The sequence below is a fragment of the Peteryoungia rhizophila genome (assembly GCF_004912145.1).
Taxonomy (GTDB): domain Bacteria; phylum Pseudomonadota; class Alphaproteobacteria; order Rhizobiales; family Rhizobiaceae; genus Allorhizobium; species Allorhizobium rhizophilum.
This window is the reverse complement of the sequence record NZ_STGT01000002.1, coordinates 544,424-562,219: the sequence shown is the minus strand read 5'-3', so window position 1 is coordinate 562,219 and position 17,796 is coordinate 544,424. Positions and strand designations below refer to the sequence as shown.

At 61.2% G+C, this 17,796-nt stretch carries 16 protein-coding genes and 1 tRNA gene; 7 read left to right on the top strand and 10 right to left on the bottom strand.

Going from position 1 to position 17,796, the window contains the following annotated elements:
• Positions 1 to 30 precede the first annotated feature (30 nt).
• Positions 31 to 801, bottom strand: coding sequence for an HpcH/HpaI aldolase family protein (locus tag E9677_RS08585; protein WP_136557680.1), 771 nt, complete (start codon positions 799 to 801; stop codon positions 31 to 33).
• A gap of 186 nt (positions 802 to 987) precedes the next feature.
• On the opposite strand from E9677_RS08585, the gene E9677_RS08580 reads away from it, so the two are divergent.
• Positions 988 to 1,656, top strand: a complete 669-nt coding sequence (locus E9677_RS08580) for a spermidine synthase (RefSeq protein WP_136557679.1) — start codon at positions 988 to 990, stop codon at positions 1,654 to 1,656.
• Between the two features lie 185 nt (positions 1,657 to 1,841).
• Here E9677_RS08580 and dgcA read toward each other — a convergent pair whose 3' ends face one another.
• Positions 1,842 to 2,825 carry an N-acetyl-D-Glu racemase DgcA gene (gene dgcA, locus E9677_RS08575; protein ID WP_136557678.1) on the bottom strand — a complete coding sequence of 328 codons (984 nt, stop codon included), beginning with the start codon at positions 2,823 to 2,825 and terminating at the stop codon, positions 1,842 to 1,844.
• Between the two features lie 179 nt (positions 2,826 to 3,004).
• Here dgcA and mnmA point away from each other — a divergent pair, with 179 nt between their 5' ends.
• From mnmA to E9677_RS08560, 3 genes are all read left to right on the top strand, one after another.
• A complete protein-coding gene (gene mnmA, locus E9677_RS08570) occupies positions 3,005 to 4,201 on the top strand; it encodes a tRNA 2-thiouridine(34) synthase MnmA (RefSeq protein ID WP_136557677.1) in 1,197 nt (398 codons plus the stop codon).
• A gap of 158 nt (positions 4,202 to 4,359) precedes the next feature.
• Positions 4,360 to 4,436: transfer RNA gene (locus E9677_RS08565), tRNA-Met, on the top strand.
• A 259-nt stretch (positions 4,437 to 4,695) separates the two neighbouring features.
• Positions 4,696 to 5,382 carry a DUF1345 domain-containing protein gene (locus E9677_RS08560; RefSeq protein WP_136557676.1) on the top strand — a complete coding sequence of 229 codons (687 nt, stop codon included), beginning with the start codon at positions 4,696 to 4,698 and terminating at the stop codon, positions 5,380 to 5,382.
• A 111-nt stretch (positions 5,383 to 5,493) separates the two neighbouring features.
• On the opposite strand, the gene E9677_RS08555 is transcribed toward E9677_RS08560, so the two are convergent.
• Together E9677_RS08555 and E9677_RS08550 are read right to left on the bottom strand one after the other, a co-directional pair.
• Positions 5,494 to 6,135, bottom strand: a complete 642-nt coding sequence (locus E9677_RS08555) for a ThuA domain-containing protein (protein ID WP_136557675.1) — start codon at positions 6,133 to 6,135, stop codon at positions 5,494 to 5,496.
• A gap of 22 nt (positions 6,136 to 6,157) precedes the next feature.
• Positions 6,158 to 7,258 (bottom strand): Gfo/Idh/MocA family protein, encoded by a 1,101-nt coding sequence (locus tag E9677_RS08550; protein ID WP_136557674.1) that lies wholly within the window; start codon positions 7,256 to 7,258, stop codon positions 6,158 to 6,160.
• Positions 7,259 to 7,529: 271 nt separating this feature from the next.
• Between E9677_RS08550 and E9677_RS08545 the strand changes: the two genes are divergently transcribed.
• Both E9677_RS08545 and E9677_RS08540 read left to right on the top strand, forming a co-directional pair.
• Positions 7,530 to 8,114 carry a transglycosylase SLT domain-containing protein gene (locus E9677_RS08545; protein WP_136557673.1) on the top strand — a complete coding sequence of 195 codons (585 nt, stop codon included), beginning with the start codon at positions 7,530 to 7,532 and terminating at the stop codon, positions 8,112 to 8,114.
• A gap of 175 nt (positions 8,115 to 8,289) precedes the next feature.
• A complete protein-coding gene (locus E9677_RS08540; protein ID WP_136557672.1) occupies positions 8,290 to 8,730 on the top strand; it encodes a GNAT family N-acetyltransferase in 441 nt (146 codons plus the stop codon).
• Between the two features lie 67 nt (positions 8,731 to 8,797).
• Here the strand turns inward: E9677_RS08540 and E9677_RS08535 are convergent, their stop codons facing one another.
• The 5 genes from E9677_RS08535 to E9677_RS08515 all read right to left on the bottom strand — a co-directional run bounded on the left by E9677_RS08535 (position 8,798) and on the right by E9677_RS08515 (position 15,533).
• The gene (locus E9677_RS08535) at positions 8,798 to 9,817 is read right to left on the bottom strand and encodes a Tim44 domain-containing protein (RefSeq protein WP_136557671.1); all 1,020 of its coding nucleotides are present in this window, start codon (positions 9,815 to 9,817) and stop codon (positions 8,798 to 8,800) included.
• A 240-nt stretch (positions 9,818 to 10,057) separates the two neighbouring features.
• Positions 10,058 to 11,062, bottom strand: a complete 1,005-nt coding sequence (gene cydB, locus E9677_RS08530; RefSeq protein ID WP_136557670.1) for a cytochrome d ubiquinol oxidase subunit II — start codon at positions 11,060 to 11,062, stop codon at positions 10,058 to 10,060.
• Positions 11,052 to 12,464 (bottom strand): cytochrome ubiquinol oxidase subunit I, encoded by a 1,413-nt coding sequence (locus E9677_RS08525; protein WP_136557669.1) that lies wholly within the window; start codon positions 12,462 to 12,464, stop codon positions 11,052 to 11,054. The genes cydB and E9677_RS08525 overlap by 11 nt, the downstream gene beginning before the upstream one ends.
• Before the next feature lie 207 nt (positions 12,465 to 12,671).
• Positions 12,672 to 14,267, bottom strand: coding sequence for a phosphoglycerate dehydrogenase (serA, locus tag E9677_RS08520; RefSeq protein WP_136557668.1), 1,596 nt, complete (start codon positions 14,265 to 14,267; stop codon positions 12,672 to 12,674).
• An 87-nt stretch (positions 14,268 to 14,354) separates the two neighbouring features.
• Complete coding sequence (locus tag E9677_RS08515; RefSeq protein ID WP_136557667.1) at positions 14,355 to 15,533, bottom strand: phosphoserine transaminase; 1,179 nt, start codon at positions 15,531 to 15,533, stop codon at positions 14,355 to 14,357.
• A gap of 238 nt (positions 15,534 to 15,771) precedes the next feature.
• Between E9677_RS08515 and E9677_RS08510 the strand changes: the two genes are divergently transcribed.
• The gene (locus E9677_RS08510; RefSeq protein WP_136557666.1) at positions 15,772 to 16,764 is read left to right on the top strand and encodes a transporter; all 993 of its coding nucleotides are present in this window, start codon (positions 15,772 to 15,774) and stop codon (positions 16,762 to 16,764) included.
• Positions 16,765 to 16,832: 68 nt separating this feature from the next.
• On the opposite strand, the gene E9677_RS08505 is transcribed toward E9677_RS08510, so the two are convergent.
• A complete protein-coding gene (locus E9677_RS08505; protein ID WP_136557665.1) occupies positions 16,833 to 17,654 on the bottom strand; it encodes an outer membrane protein in 822 nt (273 codons plus the stop codon).
• Positions 17,655 to 17,796 lie beyond the last annotated feature (142 nt).

Below are 17,796 nucleotides of genomic sequence, written 5' to 3'. Positions count from 1 at the left end.
GATCCATGAATATGTCGAGGGGAAACAGGATCAGCCACGCATTGCAGCTGCGAGACTGGTGGCCGCAGCGGACAGCAGGCTGACATCGGTCGACGAGGCGAAGAAGCGAATGCCGGCCTTGCGCGCCATGCTGAGCATGGCCGGATCGCCGGACATGATGCCGACAGGCTTGCCGGCAGCAACACCCTTGCCGATCACGGTTTCGACCGCCTGCATGACGTCAGGATGCGTGGGGTTGCCACGATGCCCAATATCGGCTGCGAGATCGGCGGGACCGATGAGGATCGCATCGACGCCCTGCGTCGCGATGATCGCATCGGCATTCTCGACGCCGAGCCGGCTCTCGATCTGCGCGATCAGGCAGACCTCGGCATTGGCGGTTTCGGCATAGTCGCTGATACGGCCGAAATCCGAGGCGCGCCCGAGGCTCGCCCCCATGCCTCTGACACCCTCTGGCGGATAGCGGAATGCTTTCGCCAGCCTCTCGGCCTCTTCCTTCGTCTCGACCATCGGGATCATCACCGTCTGCGCGCCGATATCCAGCGCCTGCTTGATCAGCCAGCTCTCGCCGACCGGCAGACGCACGACGGGATGTGCCGGGTGACGCGCGACCGCCGCGAGCTGGGCCGCGATCAGCGGAATGTCGTTCGGCCCATGCTCGCCGTCGATCAGGATCCAGTCGAAGCCCGCTCCGGCGCAGACTTCCGCGACATGCGGGCTCGCCAGCGCCACCCAAAGACCGACAAGCATGTCGTCCGTCTCGCGCAGGGCGGCCTTGAAGGTGTTTTTCGGGGCGGGCATCGGCATTCTCCTGCAGTATGGCGTGGCGGACACGGCGTGTTCGACGCTGAAGATGCGCATCGGCCGATGGGAACCGCAAGGGGCAATCGAGCGGCTTCGGTACGGACGACAGATGGCTAGCAGAGTTGAAGCCGCACGGCCCGTCGTGATACGGGGCAGCCGACACCAACACGCAGGAACTGCCCCATGCTCCCCTGGATCCAGCTCGACACGGCACAGATACCCGGCGGCGGCGAATTGCGCCTGAAGAGCCGAGGATCAGAATTCTCCATCATGCTCGGCACCAACGAGCTGATGAACAGCCGCCTCAGCGGCTCCGAGGAAGCACTCGCCACCCTCGCCTTCGAGCGGATCGCCACCCACAAGCGCCCGCACATCCTGATCGGCGGTCTCGGCATGGGCTTTACGCTGCGCGCAGCCCTCGCCGTCTTGCCTCAAGATGCGAAGGTGACCGTCGCCGAACTCGTACCCGCCGTCGTCGATTGGGCACGCGGACCCATGGCAGAGATCTATGCCGGCAGCCTCGACGACCCGAGGGTGGTTATTCACGTCGGCGATGTCGGCGCCCTGATTGCCAAGTCCAAGAGCCAATTCGATGCCATCCTCCTCGACGTCGATAACGGCCCCGACGGCCTCACACGCGAAGCGAACGACAGCCTCTATTCCCATGACGGCTTGCGCAAATCCAAGGCAGCGCTAACCCGCGGCGGCGTTCTCGGCGTCTGGTCACAGGGTCCAGATCCCTACTTCACGCGCCGCTTGAAGGACTGCGGCTATGGCGTGGAAGAGATTCCTGTCCGCGCCGGGAAAACCGGTCGCGGCAAGAAGCACATGATCTGGATGGCGAAGGCCTGAGGCCTATGGGTTTCCTTAAAAAGAAAGTCCCCTCCCAAACCCTCCCCACAAGGGGGAGGGCTTAACGAAGCCGCACCCTTTGATGAAGGAACCGAGCGCTTGCCGCAACTCCTCTCCCCCCTTGTGGGGGAGATGGTCGGCAGGCCAGAGGGGGTCTTTGTTGGACAAAAAACCGGCTGAGAATTCTACCCCCACAACCCACGCGGCGGCAGGGGCATGATCGCGCCGTCATAGGCAATCGCAGGCTCCCGGTCCCGCGCCAGAAGCAGCGGCCCGTCGAGATCCACGAACGCCGCCCCCTGCCCGATCAGAAAAGCCGGCGCCATGGCGAGCGATGTGCCGACCATGCAGCCGACCATGATCTCGAAGCCGGCCTCAACCGCCGCATCGCGCATGAGCAGCGCTTCCGTCAGCCCACCCGTCTTGTCGAGCTTGATGTTGACGGCATCATACTTGCCCTTGAGGCTCGCCAGCGACGCCGTGTCATGACAGCTCTCGTCGGCACAGACGGGCAGGACACGATCGAGGCCGAGAAGGGCATCATCAGAACCGGCCGGGAATGGCTGCTCGACCAGCTTCACCCCGAGATCGAGAAAGACAGGCGCCAACGCCTTGTACTGCTCGAGGCTCCAGCCTTCATTGGCATCGACGATGATAGCGGCGTTCGGCGCCCCAGCCCTGACAGCCCGGATGCGCTCGACATCCCCCTCACCGCCGAGCTTGACCTTCAGCAGCGGCCGCGAGGCCTCTTTCTCCGCCGCCGCCTGCATGCTGTCAGACGTGCCGAGCGAAAGCGTATAGGTCACCGACAGCGGCTTCGGCTCTTGTAACTCGAGAAGTTGCCAGACCGGGAGACCCGCCCGCTTGGCCTCCAGATCCCAGAAAGCGCAGTCCAGCGCATTGCGCGCTGCCCCCGGCTTCAGCCGGCTCTGCAACCCCTTGCGATCCAGCCCCGCTGCCACCTCAGGCACGAGCGCCTTGAGCTCCTCGACGACACTCTCCACCGTCTCGCCGTAGCGCGCATAGGGCACACATTCGCCTTGGCCCACATGCCCGCCATCCATCAGCCGCACGGTGACCACCTTCGCCTCGGTCTTCGACCCGCGCGAAATCGTGAAGCTGCCTGATATCGGAAAGCTCTCCGGCGTGACGGTCATCTGGACAGGCATAGTCGTCTCCCCTGCGGGACACCCCGCGAATCGCTGCTCTTGCATGAACAAGCAATCCTTTCTATATCCGTCAACAATCAGACCGGCAGCCGCCGTGGGTGAAAAGCCCCGCAACGCTTGGCCAGCCCCCCTAAAGCGGGGGACATGATACGGTCGCATGAAGCACAGAGACGAAGCCCGTGAACACGCTGGATTTTGACAAGAGACCGGAAGATACGCGCGTTGTCGTCGCCATGTCGGGCGGCGTGGATTCCTCCGTCGTCGCCGGCATCCTGAAGCGCGAGGGTTATGACGTCCTCGGCATCACGCTGCAGCTTTACGATCATGGCGCCGCCGTCCACCGCGCCGGCTCCTGCTGCGCCGGCCAGGATATCGACGATGCCCGCCGCGTCTGCGAAACGCTCGGCATCCCCCATTACGTGCTCGACTACGAACAGCGTTTCCGCGACACCGTGATCAACCCGTTCATGGAAAGCTATGTCGCCGGCGAAACGCCGATCCCCTGCGTGGCCTGCAACCAGACGGTCAAGTTCGCCGATCTCCTGGCAACCGCAAAGGAACTCGGCGCCGATGCGCTGGCGACCGGCCATTACATCCGCTCGAAGTCGGTGCCGCTCCCGAACGATCCCGGCCACCGGGCCCTCTTCCGCCCGATCGATAGCGAGCGCGACCAGAGCTACTTCCTCTTTGCCACGACCCAGGAGCAGATCGACTATCTGCGCTTCCCGCTCGGCGCCATGTCGAAGGCGGAAACTCGCAAGCTTGCTGAAGACATGGGCCTCGTCGTCGCCCAGAAGGCCGACAGCCAGGACATCTGTTTCGTGCCGCAGGGCAAATATGCCGACGTCATCAACAAGCTGAAGCCGAATGCAGCGCTGGCCGGTGACATCGTGCATCTCGACGGCCGCGTGCTGGGCAACCACGAAGGCATCCTGCATTACACGATCGGCCAGCGGAAGGGTCTGGGCGTCGCCACCGGCGAACCGCTCTATGTCATCTATCTCGACGCCCGCTCGCGCCGCGTGATCGTCGGCCCGAAGGAAGCGCTGGAAACCCACCGCGTCTATCTGCGTGATATCAACTGGATCGGCGACCGGACATTGGCGGAAGATGCGGCAGACGGCCTCGCCTGCTTCGCCAAGGTCCGCTCCACCCGCCCACCGACCCCGGCCGTGCTGCATGCCGACGACCGCGGCGTCTATGTCGATCTCGAAATCGGCGAAGCCGGCGTCGCCCCAGGCCAGGCCTGCGTGCTCTATTCGGCAACCGGCGCCGACGCCCGCGTCTATGGCGGCGGCTTCATCGAGCGCTCGGAACGCTCAGGGACAGCGGAAGCCTCGCTGAAGGCGCTTCTAGCAAGCCCTGTCGCGGCCTGAGGCCTAGCTTTCGGGGCGCGTGCAAGGTCTTAGCTCAAGCCGGTGGAAAGCCACACTGTTTTTGGCCAAACCGCGCTTGACTTTGATCGGAGCCTCGCCTTATAAGCCGCCCATCGCTTCGGACGGGCTGCCACGGCCCATCAGGTTTCCGAATGTGTGGCGGGATAGCTCAGGTGGTTAGAGCGTGGGATTCATAACCCCAAGGTCGGCGGTTCAAGTCCGCCTCCCGCTACCAAAAGCTTAAAATATAATACCAAATAAATCGCGATTGAAACGGTTAGACTAACCGAATTTTCATTCTGCTGATCTTGTGCTTATCAGGCGAAATTCGCGTTGCCCGTTTAAGTATTTTCATTGCGCCTGCAGTGTTTGCTCGCAACTTGACTGGTAGCTGTTGAGGAGGCTTGGCCACGTGAACTGCGGTTCACTCCCTTGCAAACACCATCAATCAATGATCGGGTGTTTCTGAGGCCACACGTCAACAAGGTAAAAGCATGCACCGTAGCAACGCAGTTAAGATCCTTATCTTGATTGTTTTGATATCCGCGATCCTGCTGCCTGCTATATTTGGCGAAGTACGATTGGTCCAAGGTCAAAGCGGAGGAGACCCTTGGCGAAACTTTGTTCTGGACTTCCAGACGATCATAGGCGGTTTTTTAGCTGTGTTCGCTGCATGGTGGACGGTTTCAACAATGGAGAAAGCGGATCAGGCTGCACAGACACGGCATGATCAAATCATTGAAGCCACAGTTTTCCGCGACAAACGCGTGTTGCTCCGCGCTAAAAATCACATCCTGGAAAATATCTCGAATGCTAAGTCATTCTGCAGCTACTTCACGCAAAGAAACGTCGCTGAGATTCGAGCGGAAAGGCCCAAAACGGTAACCATACGTTATAACAACGCGCTCACCTTCGTTGCTAAACTGAATAAAGCATTTTCTGACCAAGACTGGATTGACGCAAAATACCTGCTTGAGCCATCACTAATCGCACCCTGCGTTGAACTTCAAAACGCCTGCGATCAATTCCACTGGCTATCTCCATCCAAGGAGGAGCGTTTCGCTCCCGAGTTCTCCCCGACCGACGATCAACTCGAATGGCTAGTTGGCAACAACAGCATTCTGATTGTCGAACTGAGTGAACAGCTTGAGAAAGCACTGACACAATGGAAGGTAGTTTGAGCGCATGAACTGGCGTCTTTTTGCGTGAGCAGGATCGATCGCGATAGCCGTCATCGTCATCCTCAATAACTGGACCGGCATCCGGGTTTGGATGATCGGCTAGTCGCCCACTCACCTAGCCGCCCAGACCAATCCCCGTCTCACAATCTCCCGCATCTGTGGCACCTCGAACTCCGCCGCCTGATGGCCGAGCGAGGAATAGAACACCCTGCCCTGCCCGTGGCGGCGCTTCCAGACGACCGGCATCACATGCCCGTCGATCCAGGCATCGTGCTCGCCGGTAAAGGTGGTCGTTGCCAGCACCTCGTTGTTGGGGTCGACATGCATGTAATACTGCTCGGAGCGATAGGGGAAATCACTGACGCCGGAGACGAGCGGGTCGTGCGGCTTCGTGATCTCGACCGTGTAATCATAGATATTGCCGGGATGGGCGACCCACTGGCCGCCGATCATGTATTGATACTGGACGCAATCGCGAAAACTGTCGCCCGCCTGGCCGTGGAAGCCGCCGAGGCCGACGCCGCCGCGGATGGCGAGCTCCAGGTTCTCGATTTCAGGCTTTTCGATCTTGGTCATCGTCAGCATCGGCACGATGAGGCTGTAGTCGCGGATCGCGGGATCGGCAAAGGCCTCCGTGCCCGCTTCGACGCGGACGGAAAAGCCCTCCGCCTGCAACATGTCGGAGACGACGGCCGCGCATTGTTCGGGCTGGTGTCCATCCCAGCCGCCCCAGCAAATCAGAACCTGACGCATGTGAACTTCCCTGTTGTTGTCTTCAGCGGCCGATCAGGCCATCAATGAGCGACTGTTCAAGCGGCGCCGGCCGCTCTACGCTGGTGGTGATGGTGACCGTCTCGCCCCGGTCGGAGGCCATCTGGAAGGCTTCCATGACTTCGAGCACATGCAGCGCCAGATCGCCGTTTGCCCGGTGCGGGCGATCGGACAGGATGGCGTGCGCCATGTCGGCGACGCCGAGCGAGCGCCAGTTCCCCTCAGAATAAGGCAGCGTCACGGGCTTGCCTTGCGCCTCGCCCGTCAGCGGCAGGACGAAGACATCGCCGCCGAAATGATTGGGATCCGGCACGATCAGCGTGCCCTCGGTGCCATAGACCTCGAGCGGCTTGTGCCAGTGCGCGGCGACATCGAAGCTCATCGAAATCTGCACCACCGCGCCATTGGCAAAGGACATCAGCCCTGCGACATGGGTCGGCACCTGCACGGGGATCGTCTCGCCCCGTCGCGGCTCGCTGCCGATCTTTCTCTCATTCCGCACCTTGGTGGCAAAGCCCGCCACCTTCTCGACCGGGCCGAAGAGATTGACGAGATCTGTGATGTAATAGGGCCCCATGTCGAGCATCGGCCCGCCACCGGCCTCGTAGTAGAAATCCGGATTGGGATGCCATCGCTCGTGACCCGGGCACATAAAATAAGCCGTGCCGCCGATCGGCTGGCCGATCACGCCCTGGTCGATCAGCCCGCGCGCCGTCTGATGCGCGCCGCCGAGAAAGGTATCGGGGGCTGAGCCGACACGCAGGTTGAGGGACTTTGCTGTCTCGACGAGCCGCTTGCCCTCGGCAAAGGTCACGCCGAGCGGCTTTTCCGAATAGACATGTTTGCCGGCGGCGAGTGCCTTCAGCCCCACCTCGACATGCGCCTTGGGGATCGTCAGGTTGACGATAATGGCAACATCGGGATCGGCATGCAGTTCGTCGATGGTGCGCGCCGGCACGCCGAATTCCGCGGCCCTAGTTTCAGCCAGGGAAGTGTTGAGATCGGCGATGCCGCAGACCTTGAGAATGGGAAAATGCTGGAGCGCCTTGAGATAAGCGCCTGAAATATTGCCGCATCCGATGATGCCGATGCCGACCTGCTGCATGCTGTGAAAATCCTCGCTCCCGGACATCCGTCCACCTGCGATCGCCGGGCAAGAACGCAACCGTTCCTCCTCGCTGCCCTGCGATCGCCCGGCAGACTGGTGGCAAATGCGACCGACGTCAACGGCTGATTCTATTTGGGCGAGCGCTCGCCGCCGCCCCTCGACGACGAGCCCCACCCCGGATCAGGGGGTGCGAGATCAGGGGGCCGAAGGGAAAACCTTTCGTTAAATTATAATGAATAGGATGGACGGCCTGTAGCGAGGTTTTGTCATGCGTACCGCTCTCATATCCGCCCTCGGCGTCATGCTGATGCTGTCGGCCTGTGCCAAGCCGCCATCCCAGACCCGCAATGCCTGCGCGATCTTCGAGCAGCGCAACGGGCTGTTCAACAACTGGCGCCGCGCCGCTGTTGCCACCGAGCGCGAATACGGCGTGCCGGTTCCGATCCTGATGGCGACAATCTACACGGAATCGAGTTTCCGCCACAACGCCAAGCCGCCGCGCAAGAAGATCCTCGGCTTCTTCCCCGGCAAGCGCCAGTCGACCGCCTATGGCTATTCCCAGGCCCTTGACGGTACCTGGGAACGTTACCAGCGCGAAACCGGCCGCTGGGGCGCCCGCCGCACCGATTTCGCCGACGCCATCCGTTTCATCGGCTGGTATCACCGCGAGAGCGCGACGAAGGTCAACATCCCCTTGAACGACCCCTACAAGCTCTATCTCGCTTATCATTCCGGCCACACCGGCTATCTGCGCGGCGCGTACAACAAGCGACCCGAGGCGCTCAGGGGCGCGAAACGATTCACCGACATTACCTATACTTACGCCAAGCAGCTGCAGCAGTGCCCGGGCTGAGTGGAGCCACTCCACAAGCATCACTTGAAGCAGGACATTGCGCGCGTTAGATTAGCGCCGTCGGCAAAAAGGAGATTGATGCGCAGTAGCAAAGCCCCTGACCCCCTTGTGGGAAAACGGCTCGACAGCCGAACGCTGTCGCTTGCGCATCAATAATTTAACCGACGGAATAATCATGCTTCATGAACTGGAAATCCGGGCATTCGAGCCCGACGATACGGCACGCCTTGTCGCCATCTGGCGTGCGGCCTCAGAAAAGGGACATCCCTTCTTCACGGCTGAGCAGCTTGACGCTCAGGCGGCACTGGTTGGCGAACACTATCTGCCGCTCGCGGAAACCCATGTCGCCCAACGAGATGGCGAGATCCTCGGCTTCATCAGCCTGCTGGATCAGGTCATCGGCGGCCTCTTTGTCGACCCCTGCTGCCATGCCACGGGCATTGGTCGGCAGCTGGTAGAACATGCCGCGAGGCTGCGCCCGCAGCTGGAGCTCGAGGTCTACACGCTCAATGGCAGCGCCCGCCGCTTCTACGACCGGCTTGGCTTTGCCGAAACCGGCCGCCGACCGACGGACGACAACGGGCTGCCCTTCGAGCTGATCAAGCTCGTCCGCTGACGTGAAAAGGCCCGGCCAAAAGGCCGGGCCGATACATGTGTCGCCACAGGTTGCCCCAAGCGGCGTGTCAGGCTTGTTCCGCGCCCTGGATCGCCGAGATCTGCCACTGAGTGGACGGACGTCGGGCGAAGGTCCAGATCTCGACCGATTCGACCGGCGTGTTCGGATCCCCTTCGACAACGTCGCCGCTCTGGCGGTCGACCACATAGTCGATCGCTTCGTAGCGCATGGCCACCGTCGCATATTCCATCTTGTCCTCGGCCCAGCTTTCGGACACATCGCCCTGGACGAGATGCACGTCACGCACCGTGTTCTTCACACCCTTGGTGGCGTTCTCGCTCAGTTCCTCGGCGAGATAGGACATGGCTTCCGGCGTCGTGATCCGGCGAAGCGCGCCGTAATCTTCCTCGGCATAGGCCCGCTGCATCTCCTGCAGCAGCTGTTCGAAACGCTCCAGGTCCTTTTCGGTGATGCCGAGTTCGTCAGCCGGACCCGAACGGGCGGCAGACGCGCTGGCCGCGGCACCGCCACCCAGCTTCGGGATCTGGAAGCTCGGACGCGGCTGGTCGCCACTCTGATTGTCACGCGCCATGCCACCGAGGCCACCAAAGCCTCCGAAGCCCGGTGCATTGCCAGGACCGGAAGCCGGCGCCTGACGATTGGCGAACATGCGCATGGCAAAGCGGATCAGGAAGAAGATCAGCAGACTCTGAAGCAGCAGGCCGAGGAAGCCGAAGCCGCCGCCGAAGCCCGTGCCCATCAGCATGCCGAACAGACCGCCGAGCAGCAGGCCGCCCATCAGACCACCGGCGAGACCGCCGAACAGGCCACCCGGTCGCGCTGCCTGGTTCGCCGCTGTCGACTGGGCAGCACCCGGCTGGTTCGCATTGGTGCGCGGCGTCATCGTCCGCTCGATCGGAGCGGCCGGTGTCGGCGCCGTGCGCGTGATCGCCGGCTGATTGAAGGTGCGTGTGCCACGGCTGCCGAAGCCGCCTGAAGCGCGGCGCGCCTCGGCGAAATCGACGGCCACGAGCGTGACCATCATGCCGAGTGCGAGCGTCGCGAAAATCTTTCCGTATTGCCGCATGAGTGTTTCCTGTCCTCCTCGAAGCAGTCTCGATGCCCATTTATGGGCTTGGCCCTCATATGGAGAGCGCTCACTCTCTTTTGAAGAGAGAGCGAGGCGATTTCCATTGAATTTCAAGTGATCGGGATTAGCCATTGAGCCAGAACTTGATGATCAGGCCAACGACAGTGATGCCGAGGACCCCGCCGGCCCAGAGGCCGACGAACCAGAGAAGACGGCTGGCGAGCAGGCGCTTGTCCATCAGTGATAGCCCTCGTCCGGATCGAGCTTTCCCCGGAAGACCCAATAGGCATAGGCCGTGTAGGCAAGGATCATCGGCACCAGCACGACCGCACCGTAGAGCAGGAAGGCGAGGCTTTCATCCGGCGCCGCCGCTTCCCAGATCGTCACGGAGGACGGTACGATGTAGGGATAGAAGCTGATCCCGATCCCGGCATAACCAAGCACGAAGAGGCCGAGCGCCGCCAGGAACGGCCGAGCGTGATAGCCCTTCCGCAACCCCGTTACGATCAGGTAGAGGCAGCCCAGCACCAGGGCCGGTACGATGACGGAAAAAATCAGCGTCGGATAGCCGAACCAGCGCTCGAAATAGAGCGGTTCCAGCCAGGGGGTCCAGAGGCTGAAAATGCCCATGGCGCCCACGGTGGCAAAGGACAACGGCAGCGCAAAGGAACGAGCGCGTTCCGACAGGTCGCCGCTGGTTTTCATCACAAGCCATGTCGCCCCGAGCAGGGCATAGCCGATGACGAGTGCCACGCCCGTCGCCAGCGAAAACGGCGTCAGCCAGTCCCACCAGCCGCCGGCATAGGCACGGTTCTCGACCGGAATGCCCTGAACCAGCGCCCCGAGTGCCACGCCCTGGAAGAAGGCCGCGACCACTGAACCGCCGGTAAAGGCCCAGTTCCACAGATACTCGGCCCGCTGTGTGCGCCAGCGATATTCGAAGGCGACACCGCGGAAGATCAGCCCGAGCAGCATGAGGATGATCGGGGCATAGATGGCCGGCAGGATCGTGGCATAGGCGAGCGGGAAGACCGCGAGCAGCCCTCCGCCGCCGAGCACCAGCCAGGTCTCGTTGCCATCCCAGACGGGCGCCACCGAGTTCATCATCAGATCCTTCTCGTGCTTCTCCGGAAAGAAGGGGAAGAGTATCCCGACCCCAAGATCGAAGCCATCGAGGATGACATAGGCGAGCACCGCGAAGGCTATGATGCCAGCCCAGATGAAAGGGAGATCAATGGGCATGTTTGCCTCCATGGTGACCGGGCTGGGCAGCTGGCGTGATGCCGGAGGTGCGGATCGGGCCATCATCGAGATCCGGCATCGGATCGCGCGGCAGGCGGCCCATCAGGCGCAGGATGTAGAAGGTTCCGGCCCCGAAGACGATGAAATAGACCACGATGAAGGCGATCAGCGAGGCCGCAACCGCGGGTGCTGCGATCGGCGAAATCGAGTCCGCCGTCAGGAGATGGCCGTAGACAGTGTAAGGCTGGCGCCCGACCTCGGTGGTGATCCAGCCGGCAAGCACCGCGACGAAGCCGGATGGGCCCATGACGAGGGCCGCCCGATGCAGCCAGTCATTGGAATAGAGCGAGCCCTTCCAGCGACACCAGAGGCTGAAAAGGCCGACCCCGAGCATGGCGAACCCGATCGCCACCATGACGCGGAACGACCAGAAGACGATCGCCACCGGCGGTTCCTTGTCATCGGGGATGGTATCGAGACCATCCAGTGGCGCGTTGAGGTCATGCTTCAGGATCAAGCTGGAAAGCTTCGGGATCTGGATCGCATAATCGATCCGCTTCTCCGCCGTGTTCGGGATACCGAAGAGGATCAGCGGCGCACCATCCGGATGGCTGTCGAAATGACCTTCCATAGCCATGACCTTGACCGGCTGGTACTCCAGCGTGTTGAGGCCATGGGCGTCACCGGCGGCAATCTGGATCGGCGCGACGATAGCGGCCATCCACATGGCCATCGAGAACATGACGCCAGCGCGGCGTGGTGCAGTGTCCTTGAGCAGGTGCCAGGCGCCGACAGCACCGACGACGAAGGCAGTCGTCAGATAGGCCGCAATCACCATATGAGTCAGGCGATAGGGGAAGGACGGATTGAAGACGATCTTCCACCAGTCGACCGGCACGAACTGACCGACATCATTCATGGCGAAACCGTCAGGCGTCTGCATCCAGGAATTGACCGAGAGGATCCAGGTGGCCGAGATCAGGGTCCCGAAGGCGACCATCAGCGTGGCGAAGAAATGCAGGCCCGGCCCGACGCGGTTGCGACCGAACAGCATGACGCCCAGGAAGCCCGCTTCGAGGAAGAAGGCGGTGAGCACCTCATAGCCCATGAGCGGCCCGATGACCGGTCCGGCCTTGTCGGAAAAGACCGACCAATTGGTGCCGAACTGGTAGGACATGACGATCCCGGAGACGACACCCATGCCGAAGGCGACCGCGAAGATCGTCTTCCAGAAGTCGAAGAGCTCCAGATAGACCTTGTCCTTCTTCCAGAGATAGAGGCCTTCGAGCACCGCGAGATAGCTCGCAAGCCCGATGGAAAAGGCGGGAAATATGATGTGGAACGATACGGTAAAGGCAAACTGTATGCGTGCCAGGAGTTGTGCGTCGAAGTTTTCGAACATCGGATGTCCTTTCCTTCTCTCCTCCCGGAGATGATAAACATCAACTATACCCTCGCACCGGCAAGGCAATGCGACAACCCGCCATGCGTCAGTTCAACGCATAACGTTTTTCATATATTTCTAAACTGCCTCGGCATCCGCGCAACAAACAAAGACGGCGCGGGTTTGATCCCGCGCCGTCTTTGTCGATAAATTTTGGACCGTCGATCAGTCGACGTTGAACACCAGCGGCTTGGCCTGCTTGACGGCCGGATTGGCAGTCAACTGGTCGAGAACCGCCTGCTCCACCGGACCATCGACATAAAGAAGTGCGATGGCGTCGCCACCTTCCTGGTCGCGGCCGAGCTGGAAGTTCGCGATGTTGACCTTGGCATTGCCGAGCGTCGTGCCCATGAAGCCGATCATGCCGGGAACGTCGGTGTTGGAGATGTAGATCATGTTCGGACCGACATCGGCATCCATGTTGATACCCTTGATCTGGATGAAGCGCGGCTTGCCGTCCGAGAAGACGGTGCCCGCAACCGAGCGGGTCTGCTTCTCGGTGGTGACGGTGAGCTTGATGTAGCCGTCATAGACGCCGGTCTTGTCGCGCTTCACTTCCGAAACGATGACGCCCTTTTCCTTGATCATGATCGGGGCCGAAACCATGTTGACGTCGGCCACCTGCGGGCGGATGAGACCGGCCAGCAATGCCGAAGTCAGCGCCTTGGTGTTCATGCCGGAGGTCACGCCGTCATAGAGAATCTCGATTTCCTTGATCGGGTTCTCGGTCATCTGGCCGGCAAACGAACCGAGCACGTCAGCGAGACGGATGAACGGCTTCAGGATCGGCGCTTCCTCAGCCGTAATCGACGGCATGTTGATCGCGTTGGAGACGGCACCCTTGATCAGGTAGTCCGACATCTGCTCGGCCACCTGGAGAGCGACATTCTCCTGGGCTTCCGTGGTGGAAGCACCGAGATGCGGCGTGCAGACCACGTTCGGCAAACCGAACAGCGGGCTTTCGGTCGCGGGCTCGACTTCGAAGACGTCGAAGCCTGCACCGGCGACATGGCCGGACTTGATGGCGTCGGCAAGGGCTGCCTCATCCACGAGACCGCCGCGGGCGCAGTTGATGATGCGCACGCCGGGCTTCGTCTTGGCAATGTTGTCCTTGCCGAGAATGCCGCGGGTCTTGTCGGTCATCGGCACATGCAGCGTGATGAAGTCTGCGCGCGGCAGGAGCTCGTCGAGCTCCACCTTCTCGACGCCCATTTCCTGGGCGCGTTCGGTCGACAGGAAGGGGTCATAGGCGATGACATGCATGCCGAGACCGATCGCCTTCTTGCAGACGATGCCGCCGATATTGCCGGCACCGATGACGCCCAGCGTCTTGCCGGTGATTTCGACACCCATGAACTTCGACTTTTCCCACTTGCCGGCCTGGGTCGAGGCATCGGCCTGCGGCAGCTGGCGGGCAACGGCAAACATCAGGGCGATGGCGTGTTCTGCCGTCGTGATCGAGTTGCCGAACGGCGTGTTCATCACGATGATGCCGCGCTTGGAGGCGGCCGGAATGTCGACATTGTCGACGCCGATGCCCGCGCGACCGATGACCTTGAGGTTGGTTGCGGCAGCGATCAGCTTTTCTGTCGCCTTCGTGGCGGAGCGGATGGCCAGACCATCGTAATTGCCGATGATTTCGGCGAGCTTTTCCTTGTCCTTGCCGAGCTTCGGCTGGAAATCCACTTCGACGCCGCGATCACGGAAGATTTGGACGGCGGTTTCAGACAGTTCGTCGGATACGAGAACGCGAGGTGCCATGACGAGGCCTCCTTCAGAGAGTTCGTTTGAATGAGATGAGGAAATTTTGGGGCTCCGCCGCTGTGGCGGAGCCGAATTGATCAAGGATCAGGCGGCAGCCTTGGCCAGAGACGCCTTCTGGCTCTCATAAGCAAAGGAGAGCCACGGCATCAAAGCTTCCATGTCGGAAGTCTCGATCGTGGCACCGGCCCAGATGCGAAGGCCAGCCGGTGCATCGCGGTACGCACCGATGTCAAAAGCGACACCCTGCTTTTCAAGCGTGCTGGCAATGCCCTTGGCGAAAGCAGCCTGGGCATCGACGTCGAGTGCGGTCACGGCAGGATCGACGATCTTGACGCAGACAGAAGTGTTCGAACGGGTGGCATCATCCACGGCCAGATTGGCAATCCAGTCGTTGTCAGCGATGAAGTCGAAGATCACCTTGGCATTGGCATCGGCACGCGCAATCAGGGCTTCCAGGCCACCGATCGACTTTGCCCACTTCAGCGCATCGATATAGTCCTCGACGCAGAGCATCGACGGCGTGTTGATCGTCTCGCCGACGAAGATGCCCTCGATCAGCTTGCCGCCCGAGGTCATGCGGAAGATCTTCGGCAGCGGCCAGGCCGGCACATAGGTCGTCAGGCGCTCGACAGCGCGCGGGGACAGGATGATCACGCCGTGACCACCCTCGCCGCCCAGAACCTTCTGCCAGGAGAAGGTGGTGACATCGAGCTTGGAGAAGTCGAGGTCCTGCGCAAAAGCCGCCGAGGTGGCGTCGCAGATCGTTAGGCCCTTGCGGTCGGCCGGGATGAAATCGGCATTCGGGACGCGCACGCCAGACGTGGTGCCGTTCCAGGTGAAGACGACGTCGCGGTCGAAATCGACAGCTGCGAGATCAGGCAGCAGGCCGTAATCGGCGTTGAACTTGCGGACGTCGGCGAGCTTCAACTGCTTCACCACATCGGTGACCCAGCCGGCGCCGAAGCTTTCCCAGGAGAGCATGTCCACGCCGCGCTCGCCGAGCAGCGACCACATGGCCATTTCAACGGCGCCCGTGTCGGAGGCCGGAACGATGCCGATGCGGTAGTCAGCGGGAACGTTGAGAATTTCGCGGGTAAGGTCGATGGCCAGCTTCAGCTTTTCCTTGCCGACCTTCGCACGGTGCGAACGACCGAGCGGGGCATCGGAAAGCGCATCGAGCGACCAACCGGGACGCTTCGAGCAGGGGCCAGACGAAAAATGAGAGTTTGCCGGACGTGCGGCGGGGGCGATCACATCAGCCATATAGATACCCTTCCAGGTAATTAGCCTCTCGTTGGGGAGAGGTGTCCCGCCGTCGGAACTACTCCTGTCGCCCAAATCAGTCAAGCGGGCTTGCGTCGCGGTGAGCAAAATTTTTGTTCCGTCCGCGCCAGGGATGGCGCACCCCACCATCAAGCACTGTCATCAATCCTTCATCCATCGGGCGCATCTGCCTCAAGGACCCACCGCCTCCAGTCCCGCCACCATGGAGCCCGCACCGATGTTTCCCCTGAGCAGCGCCATTCCGGGCCTCGTCTGGGCCTATCGGATCACGCCCGGTATGCGAAGCGAACGGCTGTCAGCGGAATGTTCGGCCGAGGAGGCGCAGCCGGGCGATGGCTTCCTCTGGCTTCACCTCAACCTGGCAGACGGGCGCGTGGTGACATTTCTCGAACAATTCACCGAACTGACGCCAGCAGCGATTGCCGCCCTTACCACGCATGACACGCATGCGGCGCTTTCGATGGACGAAGGTCTCCTCTTCGGCACGCTGATCGATTTCCAACGGGAATTCGACGCGACCACGAGGGACATCGGCTGGCTGCACTTTGCCCTGTCCGAGAAATTCATCATCACCACACGGCTTCAACCGATCCGTTCGGTCGACAAGGTTCGCGCAGCTGTCGAGAAGAACGCGACCCGTTATGCCTCGCCGCTGCAGATCTTCGAACTCCTCGTCGCGGAATTTCAACGGGGCCTGATCGCGGTGGTTCTGGAATTGACGGAGGAGCTGAACCAGATCGAGGACCATGTCTATGGCAGCGAATTGCGCGACGAGCGACGGCGCCTGACCCCCGTGCGCCGGTTGATCGTGAGGCTACACAGACACTTGCGCACGATGCTGCTGATCATGCGCCGGGCCGCCGCCGCAGACGAGGAGGAAATGACGGACGACATGGGAGACACGCTCGCCCGCTTGGCAGCAAGACTGGAAGCCGTGGACCAGGATGTCTATGCACTGGCAGACCGGGCGAGGCTCCTGCACGAGGAACTGGATTCCAAGCAGAGCGCCGAAACGAACCGGCACCTCTACATCCTGTCGCTGATGACGGCACTTTTGCTGCCGCCGTCACTGGTCACAGGCTTCTTCGGCATGAACACCACCGCCCTCCCCTTTGCCGAGGGAATGCATGGCACAGCCTACGCCTTCGGCTTCATCCTGCTGTCCGTCATGCTGTCATGGTGGATCCTGCGCAGAACCGGCATCCTCTAATGCCAGACGCGCGAAAGGGCCCGAACCGGGCCCCTTCTGATGTGGAAACTTCAAAAGCCGAATGCGGCTTACTTGTAGACCGGCAGCTCGACTGGCGGCTCGTAGGCAACGGGAGTTTCGCAACCACCGAAGACATAACGGGCACCGGCATGGACGCTGTGGCTGTAGAAGCCCTTGTCGTAGCCTGGACCGCCCTGAAGGTTATAGCCGAACATGTCGCCCCCCGCGGTGTGGCGGAAGCGGTAGCCGACATCGGCCTTGACATTGCAGGTGACATCGATCGAGGCGCCGGCCATGAGCTGGTAGGCGAAGCGCCAGCTGCCCTTGCCATCGTGTTCAGTGGTATCGCAGGTGCCGCCGGTGCAGATCGTATTGCGAAGCTTGTCCCACTTCACATAGGAGCCACCGATACCCGCACCGACATAAGGGGTGAAGTAAGCATAGGTCCCGAGGTCGATATACGCGTTGGCCATCAAAGTGTAGGCACGCATCGCCGAAACGTCGCTCGACGTACAGGTTATGCCGCCGCAAAGACCGGTCGTCGATCCATCGAAATCAGACTTCAGCATGTAGTCGAAAGTCAGATCGGTGCGCAGGTAGGAATTGACCTGATAACCGACACCGCCGCCAACCCAGAAGCTGTCCTTGATCGAGGCAGTCGTGAAGTCGGCTTCGGTGTCGTTGCTGCCCTGGAAATATTTAGCGCCGCGAAGCTTGTTGAAATTGTAGCCGAGGTCACCGCGCAGGTACCAGCCGGAGGCTTCCGCGACGGCAACTTCCGGCGCGTCGACATAGGCCGGCTGCGGTTCAGGTTGATAAACGTCTGCGGCGTAAGCGGCGGAGCTGGCGAGCAGCGCAGCCGTTGCCACGGCAAGAATGGTTTTCGTCATGACAGGATACTCCAAGTCCCAGCGGTTTCGCGTCAGGCGTCTCAAGCCAGACATCCTGAATTGAGACAGATAATGGAGTGGAAAGGTTAAGTTGCGATTAACTACAGATCTTAACTCTAACCCTTATCCATTTGCTTACCTT